Origin of the sequence: Streptomyces sp. KM273126, assembly GCF_004337435.2 — a bacterium.
Classification (GTDB): domain Bacteria; phylum Actinomycetota; class Actinomycetes; order Streptomycetales; family Streptomycetaceae; genus Streptomyces; species Streptomyces acidicola.
In genome coordinates, this window is sequence record NZ_SJXB02000001.1 from 5,950,458 (window position 1) to 5,974,552 (window position 24,095).

Consider the following 24,095-nt stretch of genomic DNA (forward strand, 5'->3'; position numbering starts at 1 on the left):
ATCCGGCCGTCGTCAGGATGGACCGGTCGCGAGCGCGGCAGCCTGCTCGGGGGTGAGGGGACGAGTGGTGTGTCCCCGCAGGAGAAGGTGCAGTTTGGCGGTTTCCTCGAGTTCCTCGATCGCGTCGGAGGCCTTCTCCAGGGTGGCATCGGCGACGACGGGGCCGTGGTTGGCGAGGAGGATCGCGTGATGGGTGCGGGCGGTCCGCTCGGCGAGCGGTTCCAGGCTGCTGTCGCCGGGGGCGTGGTAGGGCAGCAGGGGCAGGGTGCCCACGCGCATGGCGTAGTACGCGGTCAGCGGGGGCAGGGCGTTGGCGGTATCGACGCCGTCCAGGCAGGAGACAGCGGTGGCGTGGGTGGAGTGCAGGTGAACCACCGCGTGGGCGGAGGGCCGGGAGCGGTAGAAGGCGGCGTGCAGGAACGCCTCCTTGGTCGGCCGGGGCCCGTCCAGGTGCCGGCCGGTGAGGTCGGTGCGGGACAGGTCGGCTTCTTCGACGGTGCCGAGGCTGGACCCGGTGGGAGTGAGCAGAAGGCTCCCGTCCGCGAGACGGACGGACAGGTTGCCGGTGGAACCGTGGGTCAGGCCGCGGGTGAACAGGGAGCGGGCGGTGCGCACGAGCAGCGCGCGGGCGGCCTTCTCGTCGTTGTAGGCGGTGTTGTAGGCGGTCACGCCTGCTCCTTGTCGGTGTCCTTGCCCATGTCCGTGCCAGTGGTGCTGAGGGCGCGGGTGAACAGGTCAGGGGCGCCGAAGTTGCCGGACTTGAGCATGAGGGCCAGATCGCCCGCCGCGGGTGTGGCGTGGGTCCACGGCACTCCGGGATCGGCTTCGTCGCCGACCAGTACCGCGCGGATGCCCAGGGCGGTGGTGACGGCGCCGGAGGTTTCCCCGCCCGCGACCAGAAGGCGTCGTACTCCGCGTTCGACGAGGTGGGAGGCGAGGGTGCCGAGGAGTTCCTCGACCCGGGCGGCGGCTTCGGCGACGCCCAGCTGGGCCTGGACGGCGGCGAGTTCTTCCGGTGCGGCGGAGGCGTGGATCAGGACGGGCAGGCCGGGGTCCTGGGCGTCGTACCAGGTGAGGGCCTCGCCGGTGACGTCGCGGCCGGCTGCCGCGGCCAGCACGTCGAGGTGGAGGGAGGGCAGGCCGGCGGCGTAGAAGTGGGCGATCTGTTCCAGGGTGCGGGCGGAGCAACTGCCCGCCAGCACAGCGGCGCGGCCCTGCCGCGGCAAGGGGACGTCGGCGGCGGGGCCCGCGGTGGGGTAGGCGTGGCCGAGCCCTTCTGCCAGCCCGGCGGCCCCCGCCACGACGGGGAGTTCGAGGGCGGCGGCGCCCAGGACGGCCAGATCGTCGTCGGTGAGGGCGTCAGCGATGATGTGCCGGGCACCGGCCTGCTGGTGCGCGGTGAAGGCGTCGCGGACGGCATGGACGCCGCGGCGCACGGTCGGCCAGTCGATCAGGGCGACCCGGTGAGGGGTCTGCGCGGACAGCAGGCGCACCAGGGCGGAGTCCGTCATGGGGTTGAGGGGATGGTGACGCAGGGGTGAGTCCGACAGCAGTTGGTCATGGACGAACAGGTGGCCCTGGTACACGGTGCGGCCGTTGGGCGGGGAGGCCGGGCAGTGCAGGGTGGCGGCCCCTCCGGCGGCGTGCACGAGGGCGTCGGTGACCGGGCCGATGTTGCCCTGGGGAGTGGAGTCGAAGGTGGAGCAGTACTTGAAGTAGATCTGTGCCGCGCCCTTCGCCCACAGCCAGCGCTGGGCGGTGACGGAGTCGGCGACGGCCTCGTCGGCCGGGGTGGAGCGGGACTTGAGGGCGACGACGGCGGCGTCGCACTCGGCGGGCAGCGCGGTGTCGGCGTCCGGGGTGCCGAAGACCAGGGCGGTGCGCAGGCCGGCGCGCCGGAAGGCGGCGGCGACATCGGTGCCGCCGGTGAAGTCGTCGGCTATGCAGCCGATGCGCAGGGTCATGGTCGTGGTCTCTCCTCGGGCGTGCGGGTGGAGGACGGGGTCCGGGGCGGGCGGGGGCGGGGTCCCCCGGCTCACGGGGGTGCCGTACTTGGGCGAAGCTCGGAGTGCCGCGGGGGAGGGCCCGCCCCGGAGCCGGTGGGTCAGTTCTGGCCGGCGGCGGTGATGGCCTCGATGACGGCGGCGGTGAACTCGGTGGTGGAGGCGCTGCCTCCGAGGTCGCGGGTGGAGGTGCCGCCGGCGATGGCGTCGGCCACACCCGTCTCGATGATCTTCGCGGTGGCGGCCAGCGCCTCGTCGCCGTGCTTGGCCCCGAGCCACTCGAACAGCATCGCGCCGGAGAGGATCATGGCGACCGGGTTGGCGATGTTCTGCCCGGCGATGTCGGGGGCGGAACCGTGGGACGCCTGGGCCATCGCGGTGGTGGCGGAGGCGTTGATCGAGGGCGCGGTGCCCAGCGAGCCGGAGATCTCGCCCGCGAGGTCGGAGAGGATGTCGCCGAACATGTTCTCGGTGACGATGACGTCGAAGTCCTGGGCGCGGCGCACCAGGTGGACGGTCATGGCGTCGATGTGGAAGTCGTCCAGCGTGACGTCCGGGTAGTCCTGGGCGACTTCCTGGCACACGGTGCGGAACAGGCCGGTGGTGAGCTTGAGGACGTTGGCCTTGTGGACGATGGTGAGCTTCTTGCGGCGCGAGCGAGCCAGGTCGAAGGCGACGCGGGCCACGCGTTCGGTGGCCTCGCGGGTGATGATGCCCATCATGATCGCCGTATTGGGGGTGGGCATGAACTCGCCCGTACCGGCGAAGGTGTTGCGGTCGGCGTAGAAGCCCTCGGTGTTCTCGCGCACGATGACCAGGTCGGCGCTGTCGCAGACGGCCTTCGCCCCGGGAAAGCTCTTGGCGGGGCGGATGTTGGCGAACAGCTTGAAGTGCTTGCGCAGGGTGCCCGAGGGGTTGAGGGCGGACTTGTGCGGCTCGGGGTAGCTGACGGAGTCGTGTGGGCCGAGGTACCAGCCGTCAAGGCCGGCCAGGGCCTCCTTGGTCTCCTCGGGAACCGGGGTGCCGTGCGAGTCGATCGCGGTGGCGCCCAGCGGCAGGGACACCCAGTCGACGGAGACACCGGCGGCCCGGGCAGCGGCGGTGGCGATCTCGACGGAGGAAGGGACGATCTCGGGGCCGATGCCGTCGCCCTCCAGGACGCCGAGGCGGTACGTGGTGGTGCTCATGGTGCGGGTTCCTCTCTGGAGAACAATCGGTTCTGGAGAACAGTCGGTCGCGTGTGGGGTGGTCCGCGTGTGGGGTGGTCAGGGGGCCGACGAGCGCTGTGCCAGGGTGGCGGCGGCATCGGCCAGGGCGGTCCAGGACCGGGCGGCTGCCCTGAAGCTGTCGCCGTCCTGGGTGTGTTCCAGCGTCAGCCACCCGGTGAAGCCGCCCCTGCGCAGGGCCTGCAGCAGATCGGGCAGCCGGTGGTCGCCGACGACCAGTGGGCCCCTGGTGCCGGGCGCCGCGAGCTGGAGACAGCCGGTCAGCAGGGTGTGGTCCGTGACGGCCTGGACGGAATCGACGCCTTCGGCTTCCAGGTGGTGGGTGTCCAGCACCAGTCCGGCCGGTACGCCGAGCGCGGTCATGACGGCGAGGGCTTGGCCGGGGGTGTGCCACAGGGATGTGTTGCCGCGTGACTGCGGCTCGATCAACAGGCGGCTGCCGACGGAGACCACTTCCTCCGCCAGCTGCCGCACGGCGCGTTCGGCCCAGGCTCGCTGCACATCCTCCAGCCCCGGCAGGAAGGTGCCGCGGCTCTGGCCGAGGGTGAGCGGAACACCCAGAGCCCCGGCGAGGCGTGCCGCGCCCCGAAGCCGGTCGAATGCGTGGCGCCGTACGTCCGGTGACGGGTCGGTCAGCGTCAGATGGTCCTGCGCGGCGACCGGACCGGTACCGACCCCGAGGATCTCCATCCCGCTGCTCTCGGCGGTCCGGAGCATGGCGTCGGCGTCGCGCGCGGTGGTCTCACGGACCTGGACTTCGACACCGTCGTAGCCGAGTTCGGCCAGTCCACGGACGGCTTCGGCGAACGGTGCGTCGAAGCCGAGCGGCATGGGCGTGCGGCAGTCGCCACTGGAGACGGTGTAGGCCAGCGGCCAGGGCACCGGCGCGGTCATGGCGCGACCGCCGGTACGGGGACCGTCTGCCCCGCGTCGGGGAGGAGCAGCCCGCGCAGTTCACGGGCGGCAGCACCGGCACCGTCCAGCACGGGGACGTCCAGCAGTTCGGCCAGCGCGTCTCGCGCCGGGGCCAGGGAGTACTGCGCCAGCAGCACCGCGTCGGCGTCGGCGGCACCGACGGTTGTCAGGGCGTCGGCCAGGTGGCGGGCGGTCGCTTCCGGTGTACCCGCGTCGGCCGCGGCCTCGCTCAGTGCGGTCACGATGTCGACCGGCCGGTCGGGTCTGACCGCCGGGACGAGTGCTTCGAGCTGGGCCACGGCCGCCGGAACGGCGGGCCCGGTGGAGGCGACGACGGCAATGCGCTCGAACGGGCCGGCCAGGGCGGCCCTGAACAGGGCTTCGTCGGACTTCAGGACGGGCACGCCCCACAGAGTGCGGGCCGTGTCCACCACATCCCCGTAGGAAGAGCAGGTCAGCAGCAGGCCGTGGGCACCGCCGTCCATCACGTGACCGATCAGGCGGAGCATGCGCCGACGCAGTACGTCGGTGAGACCGCCGGCATCGCGGGCGTCGTCCAGGAGACGGTCGTCCAGCACGTTCCACACCGTGGCCTGCGGGAACTCTCGCGCGAACGCCTCCTGGGCGACGCGGGCTCCGGTCGGCACGGCATGGATCATGGCGACCAGGGGGTGGGCTTCGATCACCGGGCTTCTTTCCTCTTCCGATAGGCGGGGACCGGGAGGGGTCCCTGCGTCGGGCCGGCTCCGGTCGGCGCGGGAGCGCCAAGAACGCCAGAGCGCCAGAGCGCCAAGAACGTCGAGCGCGCCAAGAACGCCAAAGACACGGAGCAAGCACGGGAGGGGTTGCGGCAACCTTTCGTTGCGTTGCCGCGCCGCCACTGTAGAAGCATCACATCAACCGGTCAACCGGTTTACCTCATGGGGTGTGTGAGGGTCGCCGGTGCGTGCCGGGCGGCCCGGGGGTCGGCTGCGCCCGTCGCGCCGGCTACGCCTGGCGCTGTTCGAGGGCCTCCATCAGTCGCCGGGACGCACCGTCCATGTGCCGGGTCATCGCCGCGCGGGCGGCCTCCGCGTCCCCCTTCTCGACCGCTTCGAAGATGGGCACGTGGTCGGCGTAGGCCACCTCACGAGACCGGACAGCGCCTGTGCGCTGTACCCAGCCGCGCTGGATCGTCGCCCGCATGCCCTTGAGCATGTCCCGCAGGACCGTGTTGCCGGCCAGCTCTCCCAGTGCCGCGTGGAAGGCCGTGTCCGCCTCGGGGAAGTCCTCGTCCGGGCACTCCCGCATGGCGGTCAGCCGGGCGCGCAGCAGTTCGATACCCGCCTCGTCGCGGGCCTGTGCGGCCAGTCCGGCGATGGTGACCTCAAGCTCCGCGCGGGCCTGCACCATGTCCCGGGCGACCCGGCCGCCGAACACCAGGCCCAGTTCGAACAGGCGGTAGAGCACGTCGGAGTCGGCGCCGCGGAAGTACGTCCCGCTGGACTGGCGGATCTCCAGCAGGCCGAGGAAGCCCAGCGACTTGATCGCCTCGCGCACGGTGGGCCGGTTCACTCCGAGCATCTCGGTCAGCTGCCGCTCGGAGGGGATGCGGTCGCCGGGCTGCACCTCGCCGGACATCAGATAGTCGATCAGGCGGCGGGAGACCTCGGAGGCCAGCGGCTCCCGTGGCTCGACCGCGATCTTGGCGAGTTCGGCCATCGAATTCCTCACTTCGGTATTGACGTGTTGGCTGGATTCTAGTTACCTACCGGCAATCCGGTAAACCGGTTGGCCGACGTCGGTGACGAGTCTCCTGGCATCGTGCGAGCCGCACGGGAAGCCCCTGCCCTGCCAGGCGCACCTCTTCACCGTCCACCGCGCCGGGCCCTGTCATCGCCCCCGCATGCGCTGACCCGCGCAGAACCTCACCGCTGCCTGCCAGCGGCCCTTCAGCCCTGCCTCAAGGAGCAACGATGCTCGCCGTCCTCGGCTTCGCCACTCTGGGCAGCTTCATGCTGCTCGTGATGCGGAACCACCTCTCCGCCTTCACCGCCATCATGCTCACCCCGATCGCCGCCGCCCTCATCGCCGGCAAGGGCGCCAAACTCGGCGACATGATCATGAACGGTCTGGACACCGTCGCGCCCACCGCCGCGCTGCTGCTGTTCGCCGTCCTCTACTTCGGCCTGATGATGGAGGTCAAACTCTTCGAGCCCGTCTGTCAGGCCATCGTCCGCGCCTCCAAGGGCGACCCGGTCCGCATCACCGTCGGCACCGCGGTCCTGGCTCTGCTCGTCGCCCTCGACGGTGACGGCACCACCAGCTACATGATCATCTGCTCGGCGTTCCTGCCCATCTACCGGCGCCTGGGCATGAATCCCCTCATCGTCGCCACGATCGCCGCGATGTCGCTGGGCACCATCTCCGGCACCACACCCTGGGGCGGCGCCGCCACTCGCGGCATCAGCGTCCTGCACCTGAACGCGACCGACTACTTCGTCCACATGATCGGCCCCATGGCCCTCACCAGCCTGGCCATCATCGCCGTGGCCTACTGGCTCGGCCTGCGCGAACGTCACAAGATCGACCCCGAGGCGCTCGCCGCCTACAAGCTTGAGATCGCCTCGGGCGAAGCCTTCGAACCGGTGAAGCCGGACTGGCGCATGTGGTTCAACGCCGCCCTCACCCTGCTGCTGATGGTGCTGCTCATCCTGGAGGTCGCCGACCTTCTGGTGCTGTTCATGGTCGCGTTCGTGATCGCCCTGCTCGTCAACATCCGCAGCATCGGCGACCAGCAGGACCTCATCAAGCGCCAGGCCGCCAACGCCGTCCCCGTGATGATCCTCGTCCTGGCGGCAGGTGTGTTCACCGGCATCATGACCGACTCCGGCATGATCAAGGCCATGGCCGACGCCGCCCTCGCCGTCGTCCCCGACTCCATGGGCAACCTCATCCCGCTGTTCACGGCCATTCTTGCCCTGCCGCTCGGCTTCTTCATGTCCAACGACGGCTACTGGTTCGGCGTCATCCCGGTGCTCGCCGAATCCGCCGCCCACTACGGCATCGACGCCAACCAGATCGCCCGAGCCGGCGCCATCGGCCAGATCCTCCACATGATGGGCCCCACCAGCGCGCCCCTGTGGGTCCTCCTCGGACTCGTCAAGGCCGAGCTGGGCGACTTCCAGAAACACGCCCTGCGCTGGGGCATCCCCGTCTCCCTCGCCTACATCGCCTTCGCCGTCATCACCGGGGCCGTCACCGTCACCTGAGCCTCGGCCCGTTCTGCAGGGACGGCGGGTGCGCGAGACGGTGCCCGCTGTTCATGCGACGGTGCCTGCTGTTCATGCGACAGGGAAGTTCTGGTCGAAGACGTTGTCCGGGTCCACTTCCCGCTTGATCTCGCGCAGGCGGCTCAGCGTCGTTGAGGGAATGCCTCGGTGAGCGGTCCGCGTCACCACGGCCGCGTAGGGCACCGACGTGGCCCGCCGGCCGAGGACGGGGCCGACCCGCAGGAGGGGACGAGCGCCCGCTCGGCCGCGTCCGTGTCGTCGGCGGCGAAGACCACGGTGGCGAGGGCGAACCCTCCGCCCGACAGATACAGGCACGCGCTGATCTCGCGGGGAGCGGACTCGACGGTCTCGCCCCAGGCGCGCAGAAACGGCGCGATCCGGTCGACACGGAACTGAATGGCGGTGTGCGCGACAACCGGTGCCGGCGCGGCGGAGAAGTCCATCGATCGAGGTGACGATGCCGACGTTGGCGCCGGCGCGGCGCACGGCCCAGAACAGGCCGGGATCGCGTTCCGCGTCCACGGTGTGGAACACGCCGTCGGCGGTGACGGTCCCGGCCGTGACGAGATGGTCGATCGTCAGGCCGTGAGCGCGGCCCATCAGACCGATACCGGCGGTCGCCGCCAGGCCGCCGACTCCCACGTTTCCCGAATCGCCCGAGCTGATGGACAGCTCCCAGGGATACAGCGCCGCGGCCACGTCGCCCCAGCGGCTTGCCCGGTCCGATGCGGACCAGGTTGCCGTCCGGATCGAGCCGCTCGATCGAGTTGAGAGCCGCCAGGTCGATGACCGTGCCGCGCCGCCGTCGTTGATGGAGATGTGATGACCAGCTCGGCGATGTGCGTGCCGACATGGGCGGCGGGGATCCAGTCGAGATGGTCGGTGCCGGCCGGCTCACGTACCCGGGTGTTGATGAATCCGAGGAGGACTGTTGGGGCGGTCGCTACGCGACGACGCCACGCCTCCGGCGGGGCTTGCCCGCAAGGTCTACCGGACCCGGGCGGGTGCACACCCGGGCGGGTGCACACCGCTTCAACGTGTGGCCGGGGCGACTACCAGGTCGGCATCGCGTACTCGGGGTAGCGGGCGCCCGCCGCGCCGTCCGGGAGGATCTCCTGGATGCGGGTGAGGTCCTCGGCGGAGAGGGTGACGTGCGCGGCGGCGGCGTTCTCCTCCAGACGGCGAGGGCTGCGGGTGCCGGGGATGGGCACGATGTCGTCGCCCTGGGCCAGCAGCCAGGCCAGGGCCAGCTGGGTGACCGCGATGCCCTTGGCCTCCGCGAGAGCCGTCAACTCACGGACGGCGGCCAGGTTCTTCTCGTAGTTGCCGGGCTGCCAGCGGTCGTCGAAGCTGCGCATGTCGTCCGCGGGATACTCCGCCGCCGGCTTCACCGCACCGGTGAGGAAGCCGCGGCCCAGCGGCGAGTAGGGCACGAAGCCGATGCCCAGCTCGCGCACCACCGGCAGCACCTCGGCCTCCACGGCCCGTTCGAACACGGAGTACTCCGTCTGCAGCACGGACACCGGGTGCACGGCGTGGGCACGCCGGATGACCTCGGGGCCGGCCTCGCTCAGCCCGAAGTAGCGCACCTTGCCTTCGGCGATCAGCTCACCGACCGTTCCGGCTACGTCCTCGATGGGCACGTCGGGGTCGACGCGGTGCTGGTAGAGCACGTCGATGTGGTCGGTGCCGAGGTGGCGCAGGCTGTTCTCGGCCACCTCCCGGATGTGTTCCGGACGGCTGTCGAGGGCGGCGCCGATCCTCTTCGGGTCGCTCAGGTCGAAACCGAACTTGGTGGCGAGGACGATGTCGTCGCGGAAGTCCTTCACCGCCCGGCCGAGGAGCTGTTCGTTGCTGCCGGTGCCCATGCCGTACAGCTCGGCGGTGTCGAAGAGGGTGACGCCGAGTTCGTAGGCGCGGTGGATGGTGGTGATGCCGGACTGTTCGTCCGAGGCGCCGTAGGCCATCGTCATGCCCATCGTGCCCAGGCCGACGGCGCCGACCTCCAGGCCCTGGGTGCCGAGCCTGCGGTGGGGGAGTTTGATGTCGTGCTGTGTCATGCCTTCCACGCTAGGAACACGGCGCGGGGCCGTCATGGGGCACCGGTCGCATAGGATTGCCTGATCCTCTCAAGCGAAACTCAAGCGAAGGGCGCGCCTCATGCTGAACCGTCTCGCCCGGGCCATTGAGCGGCACTGCCAGGGGATGTGGTCGGAGACCGCCGTACCCAGGCTGTCACTGGTCGCGCTCGACGAACTCCTCGAACCGATGGAGGTCATGTACGAGCCGATGATCTGCTTCATCGCCGACGGCGCCAAGCGCACCGCGGCGGGCGAGCACAGCTGGATCACGCCCTGCGGCGAGATGGCGATGATCACCCTCGATGTGCCGGTGACCGCGGCCTTCGAGAAGGTTCCCTACCGCGCCGCGGTGATGCGGCTCGACAGCCAGGCACTCGCCGCCGTGCAGATGGAGCTGGCGGAAGCAGGCCCGCCATCACCACCGGCCGTCACGGCAGCGGTCACCGCACCGATGGCGCCGGAGCTCGTCGATGCGGTCACCCGGTGGATCCTCCTCCTCGACACGCCGGAGGACATAGGACCCCTCGCCGGGCGCATCGAGGGCGAGATCCTCTACCGGCTGCTGCGCAGCCCGCTGGGTCCCGTCCTGCGGCACTGGTCCCTGGCCGACTCCGCCGCCTCCCGGATCCGTACCGCGGCCCGCTGGATCCGCGACCACTACACCGAACCGCTCGGCATCGACGAGATCGCCGAGGTGGCCCGCATGAGCCCGGCCACGCTGCACCGGCACTTCAAGGCGGCCACGGGCATGAGCCCGCTGAAGTTCCAGAAACACCTGCGGCTGCAGGAAGCGCGACGTCGGCTGTTCGCGGGGGACATCACGGCGGCCCAGGTGGCCCAGGCCGTCGGATACGTCAGTGCCACCCAGTTCAACCGCGAATACCGCCGCGCCTACGGCCTGCCTCCCGCCCAGGACGCCGCCCGGCTGCGCACCCGTCTCTCCGACGCCCGGCCCGTTCCGGTACTGGTCGACGGGTCGGGCGCGAAGCCGTAGCGGACGTCCTCGTGTGGCTTGCCGGCACGTGAGCCGGTCCCCGGGGCCCGTGACGGTGTCTATGACGGAGAGGCCGTCGGTCAGGACCCGTGGAGGGTGAGGGCAGGAGCAGGGTGGTGGCCCACATCTGGCAGGAGTCCCCATACCACTGCGAGGCGACCGTGCTGGTCGCAGTCCTCAATGAGTGGCTGTGACCAGCACTTTCCAACAGGCCCTGACGGCGCGCCGGAGGTCCGTGCGGAACATCGAATGGCCAACGGAATCCCAGCCCGTCTCGTCCACGGGACTGCGGGAGGTGTGCGGCGAACTCCTCGGCCGGATCGCCGTCACAGTTCTGTGTCGGCCCATAGGTCCAACGGGTTGTCCCCGAGGCCGGCGCCGGGTTCGGCTGCGGTGTTGGTGAGGGTTTGTTCGCTCCAGATGACTTTGCCGCGGGCGCTGTATCGGGTACCCCAGCGCTGGGCGAACTGGGCGACCAGGAACAGCCCGCGACCGCCCTCGTCCGTGGCGGCCGCCCGGCGCAGGTGCGGGGAGGTGCTGGAGCCGTCGGCGACCTCGCAGATCAGGCTGTTGCGGTCGTACAGCAGGCGGAGCCGGATGTGCGGGGTGCCGTACCGGATGGCGTTGGTGACCAGCTCGCTGACGATCAGTTCGGTGGTGAAGGTGACCTTGTCCAGGCCCCAGGCTTCCAGTCGGCGGGTGACCTCGGCACGGACGCGGGAGACGGCCGCCCGGTCGGAGGGCACGTCCCAGTCTGCCACCTGGTCCGGGTTCAGCAGCCGGGTGCGGGCCACCAGCAGGGCGATGTCGTCGCGGGGGTGCTCGGGTTGCAGCGTCTCCAGCATGGTGGTGCAGATCTCCTCCGGGGCCCGTCCCGGGGGGCCTGTCAGGGCGCCGCGCAGCAGGTCCAGGCCGGCGTCGAGGTCGTGGTCGCGGCCCTCGACGAGACCATCGGTGTAGAGGACCAGCCGGGAGTCAGCGGGCAGCTCCAGCTCGGCGGTCTCGAACGGCAATCCGCCGCCCAGGCCCAGCGGCGGGGAGACGGGCACCTCGGGGAAGGCGACGGTGCCGTCGGGGTGGATGAGGGCGGGGCCCGGGTGCCCGGATCGGGCCAGAACGGCCCGCCCGGCCACCGGGTCGTAGATGGCGTACAGGCAAGTGGCACCGGTGATGCCGCCATCGTTGCCCTCGCTCGCCTGGTCGTTGTCGATGTGGGTGACCAGCTCGTCCAGGTGGCTCAGCAGCTCGTCGGGGGACAGGTCGAGGGCGGAGAAGTTGTGCACCGCGGTGCGCAGCTGGCCCATGGTCGCCGCAGCGTGCAGGCCGTGTCCGACGACATCACCGACCACGAGTGCCACCCGGGCGCCGGGCAGCGGGATGACGTCGAACCAGTCGCCGCCCACCCCGGCCTGCGCCGGCAGATAGCGGTAGGCCACATCCAGGGCGGACTGTTCAGGCAGGCCGCGGGGCAGCAGGCGGCGCTGCAGCGTCGCAGCCATGGTGTGCTCGCGGGTATAGCGGCGGGCGTTGTCGATCGCCAACGCCGCCCGGGCGGCCAGTTCTTCGGCAAAGGACAGGTCGTCGTGCTCGAAGGGTGCATGGTCCAGGCGCCAGAAGTCGGCCATCCCCAGAAGGACGCCGCGGGCCTGCAGCGGCACCGAAATCAGGGAGTGGATGCCGTAGTCCAGGATTTTCTGGGCACGTTCCGGATCCTGGGCGCGCCAGCCCTCGGAGGCGGTCAGGTCGGCCACGAGGACGGCGTGCCCGTCTGCCGCGCTGACGGCCACGGGGCTGGTGGGGATGTATCGGATCAGTTCTCCCACCGGATAGAGGGGCGGGTCGTCCCGGACGCCGCGCATGGCGGTGCGGCGCATTTCTGGACTCGCGCCGTCCGGTTCCTCGCCGTGCAGGACCGGGTCCAGTAGCTCCACGGTGACGAAGTCGGCGAGTCGGGGGACCGCAATCTCGGCCAGTTCCTCGGCGGTGCGCACCACATCCAGCGTGGTGCCGATCCGTATGCCTGCGTCGTAGAGCAGTTGCAGGCGCTCGCGCGCCACCCTGGCCCGGCCGGCGAGCGCGCGCAACTCCGTGGAGTCGCGCAGGGTGACTACGCTGCCCGCCGGGCCTTCGCCGGGCTCGACAGGTCGCGCGTTGACGGCCAGCAGCCGGTCCCCGGCCACATGGAGCTCGTCGGTGGCCGTGCGCCCCGGAGCAAGCAGTTCGGCGGCGCCCCGGGGCAGGCCGAGGTCGGTGATCCGGCGCTGCTCCGCGTTCTGCGGCAGATCCAGGAGCCGGCGCGCCTCGTCGTTGGCCAGCAGTAGCCGCCCGTCTCCATCGACGATGAGTACGCCTTCACGAACCGAGTGCAACACCGCGTCGTGGTGTTCGTACATCCGTGTCATCTCCGCAGGGCCCAGGCCGTGGGTCTGCCGCCGCAGCCGCCGACTGACCAGCGCGGTCCCGCACGCGGACAAGGCCAGCGCCCCGGTGGCGGGACCGAGCAGCAGAAGTAGTCGGTGGTTCACCGCACTGTTCACGCTCGTGACCTTGATACCGACCGACACCCCGCCGATCAGGGTGCCGTCGGCTCGTGTGACGGGAACCGCCGAAACCACGGAGGTTCCCTGGCTTGCGCGGAAGGTGCGGGTGATGGTCCTGCCGGCGAGTTCCTCCCGCACCAGCGGGGCGGGGCCGACGATCCGCTTGCCGATCAGTGCCGTATCGGGGTGGGTGAGGCGGATGCCATGCGTGTCGAACACCACGATGCTGTCGACGCCTGAGCCTTTCCTCGCGGCTTCCGCGCGGGGCTGCAGCAGCGCGGTCGGGTTGTCGCTGCTCATGGCCTGGGGCAGGCCAGGCGAGTGCGCGAACGTCTCTGCCACGGCCAGGGACCGACCGCCGGCCTCCGTGGCGGCTTGGCTCCGGGCCTGGAGCACGAGGGCCGTCGTTGCGCCGACGACCAGTACCAACACCAGCAGAAGTTGCAGAATGAAAACCTGCCCGGCGACGCTGGGCACCCGCAAGAGCAGCCCCAGCCGTGTCCAGGACGAGCGAGAGGGAGCTTCAGACACGCAGGACCGCGCACGGCGGCCGCGCCAAGTGATGTGAGCATATCTGCTCATGTCCTCATTTGTAGCATCCTCGCCTAATGTGGCCGACGGAGCCTGCGGTACTCCTTGATGCGGCTGCTGACGGTTCGGCGGCGTCGGAACCACGCCGTTGGCACGGGCGGCCGTGGTCGCGAGCGCCGTCGCAGAGGAAACCCTGACGGACCTCACCGCGGGTGCCTTGCTTCTAGTGCCGCGTCAGCCAAGGTTCGCCCCGTCGCGACGGCCGGCACGCACTCTCGCCGCACCGGCCGAAAGCCCAAGTACATCCAGTACGAGGGCTTCCGGCCGGCACGCCGAGAGCACGCACCGGACGCCGCTCCTTGACGGGCAAACCTTGGCTGACGCGGCACTAGCAGGATCTGTCCGCCCTGCGCCAGAAGTGGTCCACGATGTCATTCAGGAACGCCTTCGCGTCAGGTCCGATCGAACCTCCCGTCGACGCCCCGCTGTGGGGTGCGGGCAGCCGCGCATGGTAGTCCGCCTGCAACTGCTTGAGCAGCCGCTCGATGTGCGGGCGCGGCATCGGCACGAGCCCGGTGACCGGGCGCACGTACATCTGCCAGCGCGTTTCGACGGCCAGCCGCAGCAGTTCGGTCAGCTTTTCGCTGCGGCCGGTCACCTCGACGTACGTGGGCAGCGGTAGCGCCAGCGCTTTGACGAGTTCCGCCGTCTGGCGCTCGGTTCCCGTCCACCGCCCGGAGAGCTCCATCTGCTCGTACGCTTCGGGGGACATGCCGATCCGCAAGGCGAGGTCCATGGGTGCCATCCCGCGGGCGGCGCGGTACTCGCGGAGCGTGGCCGGTGCATCCAGCAGATCTCCCGGCGCACACCACAACGCTCCCGCGAGCGCCTGCAGTTGGAGCTCGGTGGGTAAATCGTCACCGTTCTCCCGGGCGGCGAGGGTCGCAGCCGCCACCTGTACGCCGTACGCGGCCCACATGCCGTACCCGACATCGGAATGGGTCATACCGAGTGCCTCGCGCAGTCGGCGTGCGGCAGCGTGGTCGAACGAGGGTCTCCGGGGCTCGTCGCTCGGCCCACCCCAGGCGGACCGTTTGTGATCTCCACGTGTCAGGGTGTCACTCCCAGGCTCTTCTCCGAGTCGGCGGCGACGTCGGGGCGGCTGCTTCCAAGGCTGTCCCTTCACCGAAGAGCCGAAGGCATGCCGAGGGCTCGGGGAAGAGGACCGACAGTCTGACCGCTCCACGGAGATCCATCAGAAAGGCCCTAAGGGCATCAAGGGCAATCTGCCTACTTCAAACGCCCTCTAAGGCGTCCCGGGCTGCATGACGTCGGGGGCCGCGGCGACCCGCTCGATCAGGATCATCGCCGCGTCGTCGGCCAGATGTCCGTCGGTGTGCCGGATCAGCGCCAGGCGCAGCCGGTCCAGATACTCCGCCGGGGTGGCTCCGTCCAGTATCTCCAGGGTCTCCAGCAGCGGGAAGAACTCATGGGAGCGATTGCGCGCCTCCAGCACGCCGTCGGTGTGCAGCAGCAGCCGCTCACCCGTGGCGAACGGAAAGGTCTCCGTGGAGATGGGCGGGCCGGTGAGGAACTCCTCCAGGCCGAGCGGGGGCAGCGGACGGGCGGGGGAAAGGGTCCGTACGGCGCCGTGGCGGACGATCAGCGGCGGTGGATGGCCGCGGTTGATCAGCTGGATCGTCTTGTCGTCCGGCACCTGCGCCAGCAGCACGGTGACGAACTGCTCGTCCGGCTCCTCCCAGTTCCGCGGGTCGGTCGGGTCCATCAGCGCGGACTCCCGCTGCAGTGCGGCCGCGCAGCGGTGCATGACCTCCGCCAGGTCGTGCTCGTAGTGCACGGCCTCGCGGAAGGCGCCCAGCACCGCGGCGGCCGACCGCACGGCCGCCAGCCCCTTGCCCCGGACGTCCCCGACGATCAGGCGCACCCCGAACCGGGTGGTCGTGGCCTCGTAAAGGTCGCCGCCGATCTGTGCTCCCCGCTCCGCCGCCAGGTAGAAGCTGGCGGCCTTCACCATGCCCATCCGGGTGGGCAGCGGCCGCAATACCACGTTCTGGGACACCTCGGCGATCCGCCGCACCTGCGTCAGCTCACGTGTCCTGCGGACCCGCACGGCGCTGCTCACCATGCTCGCCGTCGTCACCACCAGCAGCGCCGCCAGATTGGTGTAGACCTGCTGAGTGCCCCAGGCTTGGTTCTTGGTCGCGGTGGCCGAACTCACCAGGAAGGCGAGCGCGGCCACGGTGGCCGTGCCGCGCGGTCCCATGGTCACCGCGGCCAGCGCCGGCGTCGGGGACAGCAGAGCGCCGGTGTAGACCACGTGCGCCGGTGAGAACTCGATCGTGACCACAGCCGCCAAGACCACGAAGGGCAGGCACCGCGCGACGGTGAAGACGCTGCGGCTGGGACCGCTGGCTCCTCGGTCCGCTGAAGAGCGAAAGAATCCCATAACTCGCTACTTTAATCTGATTGGAGCAGAATGCCGGTTTCGGTGGACGGCTCGCGCCCTGACCGGGGCGTTTCCTTCCTTCTCGGGTCGGCAGGTCAGGGGGAGCAAGACCCCCTCCGTGACCTCCAGGACCGTAAGACCCATAGGCTGAGCTGCATCGCCGTGCCCAGGCTCGCCCCAGGTGGGCGAGGGCGCCGTACGCTGCCACGCGAGAGCGGTGCGCTCGTTCGCCAACCCTGTGTCCCGGTCAGCCATGTTCTCTCCTGAGGCTTTACGCGGCGAACAGAGCGAAACAATGACCAGAGGGCTCGCCGGTTTGGCTAACCGGCGATGCTCGGCTGGCCGGCGCGCCGCCGGATCAGACCACGGATCTTGTTCGGCCTGACGGTCGGGCAGTCGAGGCATGCTGTGGCGATCGTCACGAGAGCCTTCGGTGGTCGTTGCGTACGCTGATCGCGGGCGTTCGTGAGGGGCAGCCCGGGGGGAGCGAGGATGACCCCGAGCAGCCTTCCCCATGCCTGACACACCGTCAGAGAAGTTGGCATTTGGTCAGCATGAGTCCTGAAAAACCTAGGGAAGGCTGCCCGGACATGCGACTCGCTGTACGGTGTGGAAACAGCCCTTGACCTGCAAAAACGCAGGCAGGGAGCCTACCTGTGGGAGTGCACCGATGTTGCGTACCATGTTCAAGTCCAAGATCCACCGAGCCACCGTCACACAGGCCGACCTGCACTACGTGGGATCCGTGACGATCGACGCCGATCTCCTCGACGCCGCCGATCTCCTCCCGGGCGAGCTCGTGCACATCGTCGACATCACCAACGGCGCCCGCCTGGAGACGTATGTCATCGAGGGTGAGCGCGGCTCGGGAGTCGTCGGTATCAACGGGGCCGCGGCCCACCTCGTCCACCCCGGAGACCTGGTGATCATCATCAGCTACGCGCAGGTCTCCGATGCCGAGGCACGGACCCTGAAGCCCCGGGTCGTGCACGTGGACCGCGGCAATCGCATCGTGGCCCTGGGTGCGGACCCGTCCGAACCGGTTCCGGGCTCCGACCAGGAGCGCAGCCCGCAGGCCGTCACCGTCTGAACCGAGCGTGCCGCGCCCGCGCCGTACGAAGGGAGCCCCGCCCGGACCGCCGTACCGGCGGGCCGGCGCGGTGACTGTCCGTCCACCAGTCGGGTACCCGAGAGGTGAGTCCAGAGCCGACGCATCGCATGGCTGGAGGACGCCATGACGCACCCGTACCCCGACCCGGCGAGGCCTGGGCCGACTCCCGGACCGGGGCCCGACCATCCAGAGCCGTTCCCGGAACCGGGGCCCAAGCCCAGCCCGCCCGACCCCAACCCGGAACCGCGCCCCTCCCCGGAGCCTTCCCCGTCGCCCATCCCGAAGCCCCCGGGCCCGGAGCCGGTACCGGAGCCCGAACCGGGTCCACCGCTTTCCTGAACCGCTTGCCCGACCGCATGCGGGGATCGCGACGACCCAGCCGAACGATCATCCCCTGAACAGCCTGATGGCCCGGCGAGGCACACACCACGCCGGGCCATCTCAAGCCCTCGAACGGGCACGGGGCACTGTCATCGTCCTCATGACCCGCGCCCTTACGACCCGCGCTCTTCGAACGGCGACCTCAGCGGAGCGCCTACGCCTCGACCTCTGACCGGTCGCCGCTCCACAGCGTGTGGAACGACCCCGCCCGGTCCGTCCTGCGATACGTGTGCGCCCCGAAGAAGTCCCGCTGCCCCTGGGTCAGCGCGGCGGGCAGCCGCTCAGCGCGCAGCGCGTCGTAGTACGCGAGCGCCGCCGCGAAGCCCGGCGTCGGCACGCCCTGCCGGGTCGCCGCGACGAGCACCTCACGCCAGTCGTCCTGCGCGGCCGCGATCTCCTGTGCGAACGTCTGGTCCGACAGCAGACTCGGCAGATCCGGCCGGGTGTCGTACGCGGCACGGATACGGTCCAGGAAGGCCGCGCGGATGATGCAGCCGCCGCGCCAGATGGAGGCGACCTTGCCGAGGTCGATGTTCCAGTCGTACTCCTCGGTGGCCGCGGTGATCTCGTGGAAGCCCTGCGTGTACGACACGATCTTCGACGCGTACAGCGCCTGCTCCACCCGGTCCGCGAAGGCGGCCGCCTCGGCCGCGCTCAGCGCCGCCGGCTTCGGACCGGCGAGTCCGCGGGAGGCCTCGCGCAGCGTGGTGTGGCCCGAGAGCGAGCGCGCGAACACCGCCTCCGCGATCCCGGACACCGGCACGCCCAGGTCCAGCGCGATCTGCACGGTCCAGCGGCCCGTGCCCTTCTGCTCGGCCTGGTCCTGGACGACGTCCACGAACGGCTTGCCCGTCGCCGCGTCCACGTGGGCCAGTACCTCGGCCGTGATCTCGATCAGGTACGAGTCCAGACGGCCGGTGTTCCAGGTGCGGAAGATCTCAGCGATCTGCGCGGGGGTGTAGCCCGCCACGTCGCGCAGCAGCTGGTACGCCTCGCCGATCAGCTGCATGTCCGCGTACTCGATGCCGTTGTGCACCATCTTCACGAAGTGACCGGCGCCGTCCGGGCCCACGTGCGTCACACAGGGCGCCCCGTCCGCCGCCTTCGCGGAGATCTTCTCCAGCATCGGACCGAGCGAGTCGTACGACTCGGCCGGGCCGCCCGGCATGATGCTCGGCCCGTTCAGCGCGCCCTCCTCGCCGCCGGAGATGCCCGCGCCCACGAAGTGGATGCCCTGTTCGCGCAGCGCGGCCTCGCGGCGGCGGGTGTCGGCGAAGTGGGCGTTGCCCCCGTCGATGATCATGTCGCCGGGTTCCAGGAGCGGGGCGAACTCCTCGATCACCGCGTCGGTCGGGCCGCCCGCCTTCACCATCACGACCAGGCGTCGCGGACGCTCCAGCGCCGCCACGAAGTCCTTGGCGGTCTCGGCCGCGATGAAGTCGCCCTCGTGCCCGTGTTCCTTCACCAGCGCCTGGGTGCGCGACGCGGTGCGGTTGTGCACGGCGACCGTGTAACCGTTGCGCGCGAAGTTGCGGGCGAGGTTGCTCCCCATGACCGCGAGACCCGTGACGCCGATCTGGGCTGTTGTGCTCATTCCGTTGGCTCCTAATGGATCCTGGTATCGGTGGTGCTGGTAGGTCCTGATATCGGTGTGCCGTTCGTGCCCGTCAGTATCGCCTGCCGGACCGTCCCTTTTGCCATCCTGACGTGCTGTGGCGCCGATCGCACTGCGCGGCCTGACGCGCATGATTACGCAGGGAAGGCCCCACCTTCCTCAACGGCCCTCCGAACCCGTGTCACTTACCCGCCAGTTGGCGCGACATGGCGGCTGATTGCCGTCTTGTCATGGCCTGTTCCCAGCCCTTACTTTTGCGGCCTCTGGCATATGTGAGGGGGCATCTCGATGGCCGTACGCGGTCGGCACCGCCGGTATCAGCCGAACAGGATCAACCGGGCCTCGCTCACCGTCACAGCCGGTGGCGCGGGCATGGCGATCCCCCTCATCGGCACCGGCGTCGCGGACGCCGCCGACGTGAGCACCTGGAACAAGGTCGCGGCCTGCGAGTCCACCAACAACTGGAGCATCAACACCGGCAACGGCTACTACGGTGGGCTTCAGTTCAGCCAGTCGACCTGGGAGGCGTACGGCGGCACGGCCTACGCGGCCCGCGCGGACCTGGCCACCAAGGACCAGCAGATCGCCATCGCCGAGAAGGTCCTGGGGGGCCAGGGGCCCGGAGCCTGGCCGGTGTGCTCGACGCGCGCGGGCCTCACCAGGGGCGGCGACACGCCGGACATCAACCCCGCGAGCGCCTCGACCTCGACCGCCAAGCAGCAGAAGCGCACGATCCGCGACGTCACCCCGCAGACCACGCCCCAGTCCCGGGCGGGCAGCACGGAGATGTACACCGTCGTACGCGGCGACACGCTCTCGGAGATCGCCGACTCCCGCGAGGTCCGCGGCGGCTGGCAGAAGCTGTACGCGGGCAACCGCAAGACCATCGGCACCGACCCGGACCTGATCGTTCCGGGCCAGCGGCTGAACCTGCGTGCCGACGCGCCCGCAGGCAACTCCTCGCACCAGAGGGCCTCTTCCGGCCACAGCAAGGCCACCGAGGACAAGAGGCCGGAGAAGGCCCCGGAGAAGACGCAGGACAAGAGGCCCGAGAAGACCGAGGACAAGAAGGCGGAGAAGCGCGAGAAGCCCGAGAAGAAGGCGTCCGTCTCCTTCGCCGCCCCCGTGGACGCCTCGTCGGGCACCCCCTACCGCGCCGCGGGCTCCTCCTGGTCGAAGGGCTACCACACGGGCCTCGACTTCCCCGTGCCCACCGGTACCACCGTGAAGTCGGTGGCCGCGGGTGAGGTCGTCAGCTCGGGCTGGGGCGGCTCGTTCGGCTACCAGGTGGTCATCCGGCACAGTGACGGCCGCTACACCCAGTACGCCCATCTGTCGGCCATCTCCGTGAAGTCCGGACAGAACGTGAGCGCAGGCCAGCGGATCGGCCGCTCCGGGTCCACCGGCAACAGCACGGGTCCGCACCTGCACTTCGAGGTGCGGACGGGGCCCGGCTTCGGCAGCGATGTCGATCCGGTCGCCTATCTGAGGGCCGGCGGGGTCCGGGTCTGACCCTCCGCCCCCCGGCCGACGGACAGCCGGGGGACGGCTCAGGAGGTGACCCGGGTGCGGGGCCGCCGGTCGAGGAGCGGCATCGGCACGTACGGGCCGCCGTAGAAGGGGCCGTACGAGTGCGGCGGGTCGTCGGACGACCGGCCCTGTCCGTCGTAGGCCTCCTCCTGGGGCACCCGCGTGGGGGCCGGTATGAGGACCTCCCGCACCTCGTCGTGCACCGGGGCGCCGGGCTGCTCGGGCAGCGCCGTGGCCAGCAGCTCCTCGACGGGGTCCGGACCGGCCGGAACACCGACCCGCGCCACGTCGGTTCCGGCTGGTGCCGTGGCGTCCACCGGCTCGGACCGCGTGTTCGCGATGCGCTCCGTGGTCAGCAGGATCAGGCCACCGGCGGCGACGACACCGCAGCCCAGCGCCAGCACGGTACCCGTCGTGCCGTGGCGGAAGGTCTCGCCGAACATCGTGATGCCGACCGCGGCCGCCACCACCGGGTTCACCACGGTCAGCGTGGCGAGCGGCGCCGCGAGGCCGGCGCCCCGGTAGGAGGCCTGCGACAGCAGCATGCCGGCCGTCGCGAGGACGCCTATCACCGCAAGTGACGGCACGTCGGCGAGGGATACACCGCCGGTCCAGTCGACCGCGACCGTCTTCGTGAAGACCGACGCCATGCCGAACGCGGCACCCGCCGCGACCGCGAGGAGGATGCCGCGCACCGCCGGGTGCCGGTGCGCGGTACGCGCCGCGACCATCAGCGTCACCACCGCGCCGCCCGTGGCCAGGGCCACCACCACACGCTGGGTGCCGTCCAGGGACTGCGCATCCGACGCGCCGACCAGCGCCAGCAGGCCCGCGAGACCGACCGTGGACATGAGCGCGCCCCGCCATGCCGTCGCCCCGGCCCTGCGGCCCACGAAGAGCGCGGCCATCGGCAGCGCGAACACGATCGTCAGCGCGCCCAGCGGCTGCACCAGGCTCAGCGGGCCGTAGGCCAACGCGATCACGTGCAGCAGTCCACCGAGGCCGTTCAGCGCGACGGCCGCCCACCAACCCGGCCTGCGCAGCGGCGCGTAGGACTCGTCGGGGGAGGACACCGCGACCCGCTCCTGCACGATCGCCCCGCCCGCGTAGGCCACGGCGGAGACGAACGACAGCAGCACGGACAACGCGAGGGCGCTCATGAGCTGCTCCTCGGCGAGCGGCGGGGGCTCTCGGCCCGGCGCGGCGAACGGTCGGCTTCCATGGTTACAACGATGCCTCGCGAAGACGTTCGCGTCGTCGTACCTGAGCACTCATTGCGTCCTACTGCCGATGGAGTAGGACGGCCTGATCGTCATCCCCCAGACGGGTGGCCCCCTGCTCCGTCCTGACGAAGAACACCCCTCCCGGCGAACCCCTTCGGGGGCCCTGGTACCACTGCTCCTCGTGGCTCTCGACACCGACCTCACCGCGCTCCGGGCCCTCGGCGGCTTCTTCGCACTGCGCACCGGAGAGCCGCCGAACGGCCCGCTGCCCACCCTCGCCCAGGCGTACACGGCACGGCACACCGGGGGAGACGAGGAGCGTTTCGGGGCTCGCGCGGACCCCGTGGGCTTCCGCGTCCGCAAGGTCGCGGACAGTGTGCGTACGCCCGAGACACGCGTCGCGGCCTCCCTCGCACACCAGGGACTCGTCGCCCGGCTGTGGGCGGTCGCGCTGGGCTCCGCCGCCCTGTACGACCACGTGCCCGACCTCGATCCAGCACTGCTGCGCTGGGACCCGGACGGCGCCGCCCCGGACGAGCTGTGGCTGACCGAGGTGCGCGCCCTGCCGGCCGACGCGATCGGCGAGGTCGTCCGGGAGGGCCATCTCGCCCCGCTGTCGGCCGCCCTGCGCGAGCGGTTCCGTATGCCGGAGCGGCTGCTGCGGGGCAACGCGGGCTCCGCGCTCATGGGCGCCCTGCGCCAGCTCGAACGCTGGGCGGCCGCGGGCGGGCGCCCGGACGTACGGGACCGGGCCCGCGGACTCGCCGCGGACCTCTTCGCACACCCCGGACTGTCGGACACCCTCGACCCCACCACCCTGCGGCGCCGCAGCTGCTGCCTCTACTACCGTGTGCCCGGCGGCGGACTGTGCGGCGACTGCTGCTTCGACCGCCCGCCGTCCCGCCACTGAACGCCGGCCACCCGAGGAGTAACGCGGTCTTCCCCAGCCGCCACATCTGGGTGACCATGTGGGAACCAACCGCTGCGACAGGGGGTTCCGGGTGCGAGTCGGCCTGCTGACCCGGGAGTACCCGCCGGACGTGTACGGCGGAGCGGGGGTCCATGTCGAGTTCCTCGCCCGGGAGTTGAGGTCGCTCACCGACCTGGACGTGCACTGCTGGGGCGAGGGCGCCGCGGGCGGAGTCGTCCGCCACCGCCCCTGGCCCGCACTCGACGGCGCCAATGACGCGCTGCGCACCTTCTCCGTGGACCTGTCCGTCGCGGCCGCGCTCGAAGGCCGAGAACTCGTCCACTCGCACACGTGGTACGCGAACCTCGCCGGCCACCTCGGCAAGCTGCTGTACGGCATCCCGCACGTGATGACCGCCCACTCGCTGGAGCCGCTGCGCCCCTGGAAGGCCGAGCAACTCGGTGGCGGATACGCGCTGTCCAGCTGGGCCGAGCGCACCGCCATCGAAGCCGCCGACGCCGTGATCGCCGTGTCCGGCGCCATGCGCGAGGACATCCTCGGCAGCTACCCGACCCTGCACCCGGACCGGGTTCGCGTCGTGCACAACGGCATCGACACCACCCTCTACCAGCCCGACCACGGCCGCGAAGTCCTCGACCGGATCGGACTCGACACCGGCCGCCCCTACGTCCTGTTCGTCGGCCGGATCACCCGTCAGAAGGGCGTGCCCCATCTGCTGCGCGCGGTGCGGGACATCGACCCCGCCGCGCAGGTGGTGCTGTGCGCGGGCGCCCCCGACACCCCGGAGATCGACCAGGAGTTCCGCGCGCTCTTCCAGGAGCTCAGCGCCGTGCGCGAGGGCCTGCACTGGATCCCGCGGATGCTGCCGCGCACCGAGGTCATCCAACTCCTCACGCACGCCTCGGTGTTCGTGTGCCCCTCGGTGTACGAGCCGCTGGGCATCGTCAACCTGGAGGCGATGGCGTGCGGGACCGCCGTGGTCGCCTCCCGCGTCGGGGGCATCCCCGAGGTCGTCGAGGACGGCGTCACGGGGCTGCTCGTGCCGACGGGCGACGACTTCGAGGCCCGTCTCACGCGCGCCCTCGACTCGTTGCTGGCCGACCCGGAGACCGCCGCGCGTCTGGGCGCGGCCGGACGGGAGCGCGCGGTACGGGAGTTCGGCTGGGACGCGGTGGCCCGGCGCACGGTCCACCTGTACGAGGAAGTCCTCAAACACGGGTGACAGGGACAGAGCGACAGGGCCAGGCAGAGAGCACAGCACAGCGGCACAACCGG

21 protein-coding genes and 2 pseudogenes are annotated in these 24,095 nt (G+C 70.6%); 8 read left to right on the forward strand and 15 right to left on the reverse strand.

Annotation, left to right across the window (positions count from 1 at the left end; genetic code table 11):
- Window positions 1-12: 12 nt before the first annotated feature.
- From otnC to E0500_RS25415, 6 genes are all read right to left on the reverse strand, one after another.
- Entirely contained in the window at window positions 13-669 is a 657-nt protein-coding gene (gene otnC / locus E0500_RS25390; protein WP_131572285.1) for a 3-oxo-tetronate 4-phosphate decarboxylase, read from the reverse strand.
- Window positions 666-1,964, reverse strand: coding sequence for a 3-oxo-tetronate kinase (otnK, locus tag E0500_RS25395; RefSeq protein ID WP_131572284.1), 1,299 nt, complete (start codon window positions 1,962-1,964; stop codon window positions 666-668). Before otnK ends, otnC begins: the two co-directional genes overlap by 4 nt.
- 140 nt (window positions 1,965-2,104) lie before the next feature.
- Window positions 2,105-3,190, reverse strand: a complete 1,086-nt coding sequence (locus E0500_RS25400) for an isocitrate/isopropylmalate dehydrogenase family protein (RefSeq protein ID WP_131569302.1) — start codon at window positions 3,188-3,190, stop codon at window positions 2,105-2,107.
- Window positions 3,191-3,268: 78 nt separating this feature from the next.
- Window positions 3,269-4,123: a sugar phosphate isomerase/epimerase gene (locus E0500_RS25405; RefSeq protein ID WP_258572927.1), complete on the reverse strand. Its 855-nt coding sequence runs from the start codon at window positions 4,121-4,123 to the stop codon at window positions 3,269-3,271.
- Entirely contained in the window at window positions 4,120-4,830 is a 711-nt protein-coding gene (locus E0500_RS25410; RefSeq protein WP_131569300.1) for an aspartate/glutamate racemase family protein, read from the reverse strand. Before E0500_RS25410 ends, E0500_RS25405 begins: the two co-directional genes overlap by 4 nt.
- 301 nt (window positions 4,831-5,131) lie before the next feature.
- On the reverse strand, window positions 5,132-5,845 hold the full coding sequence (locus tag E0500_RS25415; protein ID WP_165935165.1) for a FadR/GntR family transcriptional regulator: 714 nt from the start codon (window positions 5,843-5,845) through the stop codon (window positions 5,132-5,134).
- A gap of 254 nt (window positions 5,846-6,099) precedes the next feature.
- On the opposite strand from E0500_RS25415, the gene E0500_RS25420 reads away from it, so the two are divergent.
- On the forward strand, window positions 6,100-7,395 hold the full coding sequence (locus E0500_RS25420) for a CitMHS family transporter (protein ID WP_131569296.1): 1,296 nt from the start codon (window positions 6,100-6,102) through the stop codon (window positions 7,393-7,395).
- Between the two features lie 72 nt (window positions 7,396-7,467).
- Here the strand turns inward: E0500_RS25420 and E0500_RS44170 are convergent, their stop codons facing one another.
- Both E0500_RS44170 and E0500_RS44175 read right to left on the reverse strand, forming a co-directional pair.
- A complete protein-coding gene (locus E0500_RS44170) occupies window positions 7,468-7,581 on the reverse strand; it encodes a BBE domain-containing protein (protein ID WP_258572928.1) in 114 nt (37 codons plus the stop codon).
- On the reverse strand, window positions 7,578-7,859 hold the full coding sequence (locus tag E0500_RS44175) for a hypothetical protein (RefSeq protein WP_131569294.1): 282 nt from the start codon (window positions 7,857-7,859) through the stop codon (window positions 7,578-7,580). The genes E0500_RS44170 and E0500_RS44175 overlap by 4 nt, the downstream gene beginning before the upstream one ends.
- A gap of 221 nt (window positions 7,860-8,080) precedes the next feature.
- Between E0500_RS44175 and E0500_RS44180 the strand changes: the two genes are divergently transcribed.
- A complete protein-coding gene (locus E0500_RS44180; RefSeq protein ID WP_258572929.1) occupies window positions 8,081-8,239 on the forward strand; it encodes a hypothetical protein in 159 nt (52 codons plus the stop codon).
- 229 nt (window positions 8,240-8,468) lie between these two features.
- On the opposite strand, the gene E0500_RS25430 is transcribed toward E0500_RS44180, so the two are convergent.
- On the reverse strand, window positions 8,469-9,476 hold the full coding sequence (locus E0500_RS25430) for an aldo/keto reductase (protein WP_131569292.1): 1,008 nt from the start codon (window positions 9,474-9,476) through the stop codon (window positions 8,469-8,471).
- A 100-nt stretch (window positions 9,477-9,576) separates the two neighbouring features.
- On the opposite strand from E0500_RS25430, the gene E0500_RS25435 reads away from it, so the two are divergent.
- The gene (locus E0500_RS25435) at window positions 9,577-10,491 is read left to right on the forward strand and encodes an AraC family transcriptional regulator (protein ID WP_131569291.1); all 915 of its coding nucleotides are present in this window, start codon (window positions 9,577-9,579) and stop codon (window positions 10,489-10,491) included.
- Window positions 10,492-10,817: 326 nt separating this feature from the next.
- Here E0500_RS25435 and E0500_RS25440 read toward each other — a convergent pair whose 3' ends face one another.
- The 4 genes from E0500_RS25440 to E0500_RS45505 form a co-directional block, all read right to left on the reverse strand.
- Entirely contained in the window at window positions 10,818-13,463 is a 2,646-nt protein-coding gene (locus E0500_RS25440) for a SpoIIE family protein phosphatase (RefSeq protein WP_399119849.1), read from the reverse strand.
- 487 nt (window positions 13,464-13,950) lie between these two features.
- The gene (locus tag E0500_RS25445; protein ID WP_258572930.1) at window positions 13,951-14,568 is read right to left on the reverse strand and encodes a helix-turn-helix transcriptional regulator; all 618 of its coding nucleotides are present in this window, start codon (window positions 14,566-14,568) and stop codon (window positions 13,951-13,953) included.
- A 300-nt stretch (window positions 14,569-14,868) separates the two neighbouring features.
- A complete protein-coding gene (locus tag E0500_RS25450) occupies window positions 14,869-15,945 on the reverse strand; it encodes a PP2C family protein-serine/threonine phosphatase (protein ID WP_309505140.1) in 1,077 nt (358 codons plus the stop codon).
- A 90-nt stretch (window positions 15,946-16,035) separates the two neighbouring features.
- Window positions 16,036-16,545, reverse strand: coding sequence for a DUF202 domain-containing protein (locus E0500_RS45505; protein WP_131569285.1), 510 nt, complete (start codon window positions 16,543-16,545; stop codon window positions 16,036-16,038).
- Between the two features lie 154 nt (window positions 16,546-16,699).
- On the opposite strand from E0500_RS45505, the gene panD reads away from it, so the two are divergent.
- Window positions 16,700-17,119 (forward strand): aspartate 1-decarboxylase, encoded by a 420-nt coding sequence (gene panD / locus E0500_RS25460; RefSeq protein ID WP_131569283.1) that lies wholly within the window; start codon window positions 16,700-16,702, stop codon window positions 17,117-17,119.
- Between the two features lie 556 nt (window positions 17,120-17,675).
- Here the strand turns inward: panD and gndA are convergent.
- The gene (gene gndA / locus E0500_RS25465) at window positions 17,676-19,115 is read right to left on the reverse strand and encodes an NADP-dependent phosphogluconate dehydrogenase (protein ID WP_131570420.1); all 1,440 of its coding nucleotides are present in this window, start codon (window positions 19,113-19,115) and stop codon (window positions 17,676-17,678) included.
- A gap of 393 nt (window positions 19,116-19,508) precedes the next feature.
- Here gndA and E0500_RS45510 point away from each other — a divergent pair.
- Together E0500_RS45510 and E0500_RS45515 are read left to right on the forward strand one after the other, a co-directional pair.
- Window positions 19,509-19,715, forward strand: a pseudogene (locus tag E0500_RS45510) (transglycosylase family protein); the annotation flags it as partial.
- Window positions 19,716-19,874: 159 nt separating this feature from the next.
- Window positions 19,875-20,648 (forward strand): annotated as a pseudogene (locus tag E0500_RS45515) (peptidoglycan DD-metalloendopeptidase family protein); the annotation flags it as partial.
- A 38-nt stretch (window positions 20,649-20,686) separates the two neighbouring features.
- On the opposite strand, the gene E0500_RS25475 reads toward E0500_RS45515, so the two are convergent.
- Window positions 20,687-21,826 (reverse strand): DMT family transporter, encoded by a 1,140-nt coding sequence (locus tag E0500_RS25475; protein ID WP_181587127.1) that lies wholly within the window; start codon window positions 21,824-21,826, stop codon window positions 20,687-20,689.
- Window positions 21,827-22,070: 244 nt separating this feature from the next.
- Between E0500_RS25475 and E0500_RS25480 the strand changes: the two genes are divergently transcribed.
- Both E0500_RS25480 and glgA read left to right on the forward strand, forming a co-directional pair.
- Window positions 22,071-22,799, forward strand: coding sequence for a (2Fe-2S)-binding protein (locus E0500_RS25480; protein WP_309505142.1), 729 nt, complete (start codon window positions 22,071-22,073; stop codon window positions 22,797-22,799).
- Window positions 22,800-22,890: 91 nt separating this feature from the next.
- On the forward strand, window positions 22,891-24,042 hold the full coding sequence (gene glgA / locus E0500_RS25485; RefSeq protein WP_131570428.1) for a glycogen synthase: 1,152 nt from the start codon (window positions 22,891-22,893) through the stop codon (window positions 24,040-24,042).
- The last annotated feature ends 53 nt before the right edge of the window (window positions 24,043-24,095 follow it).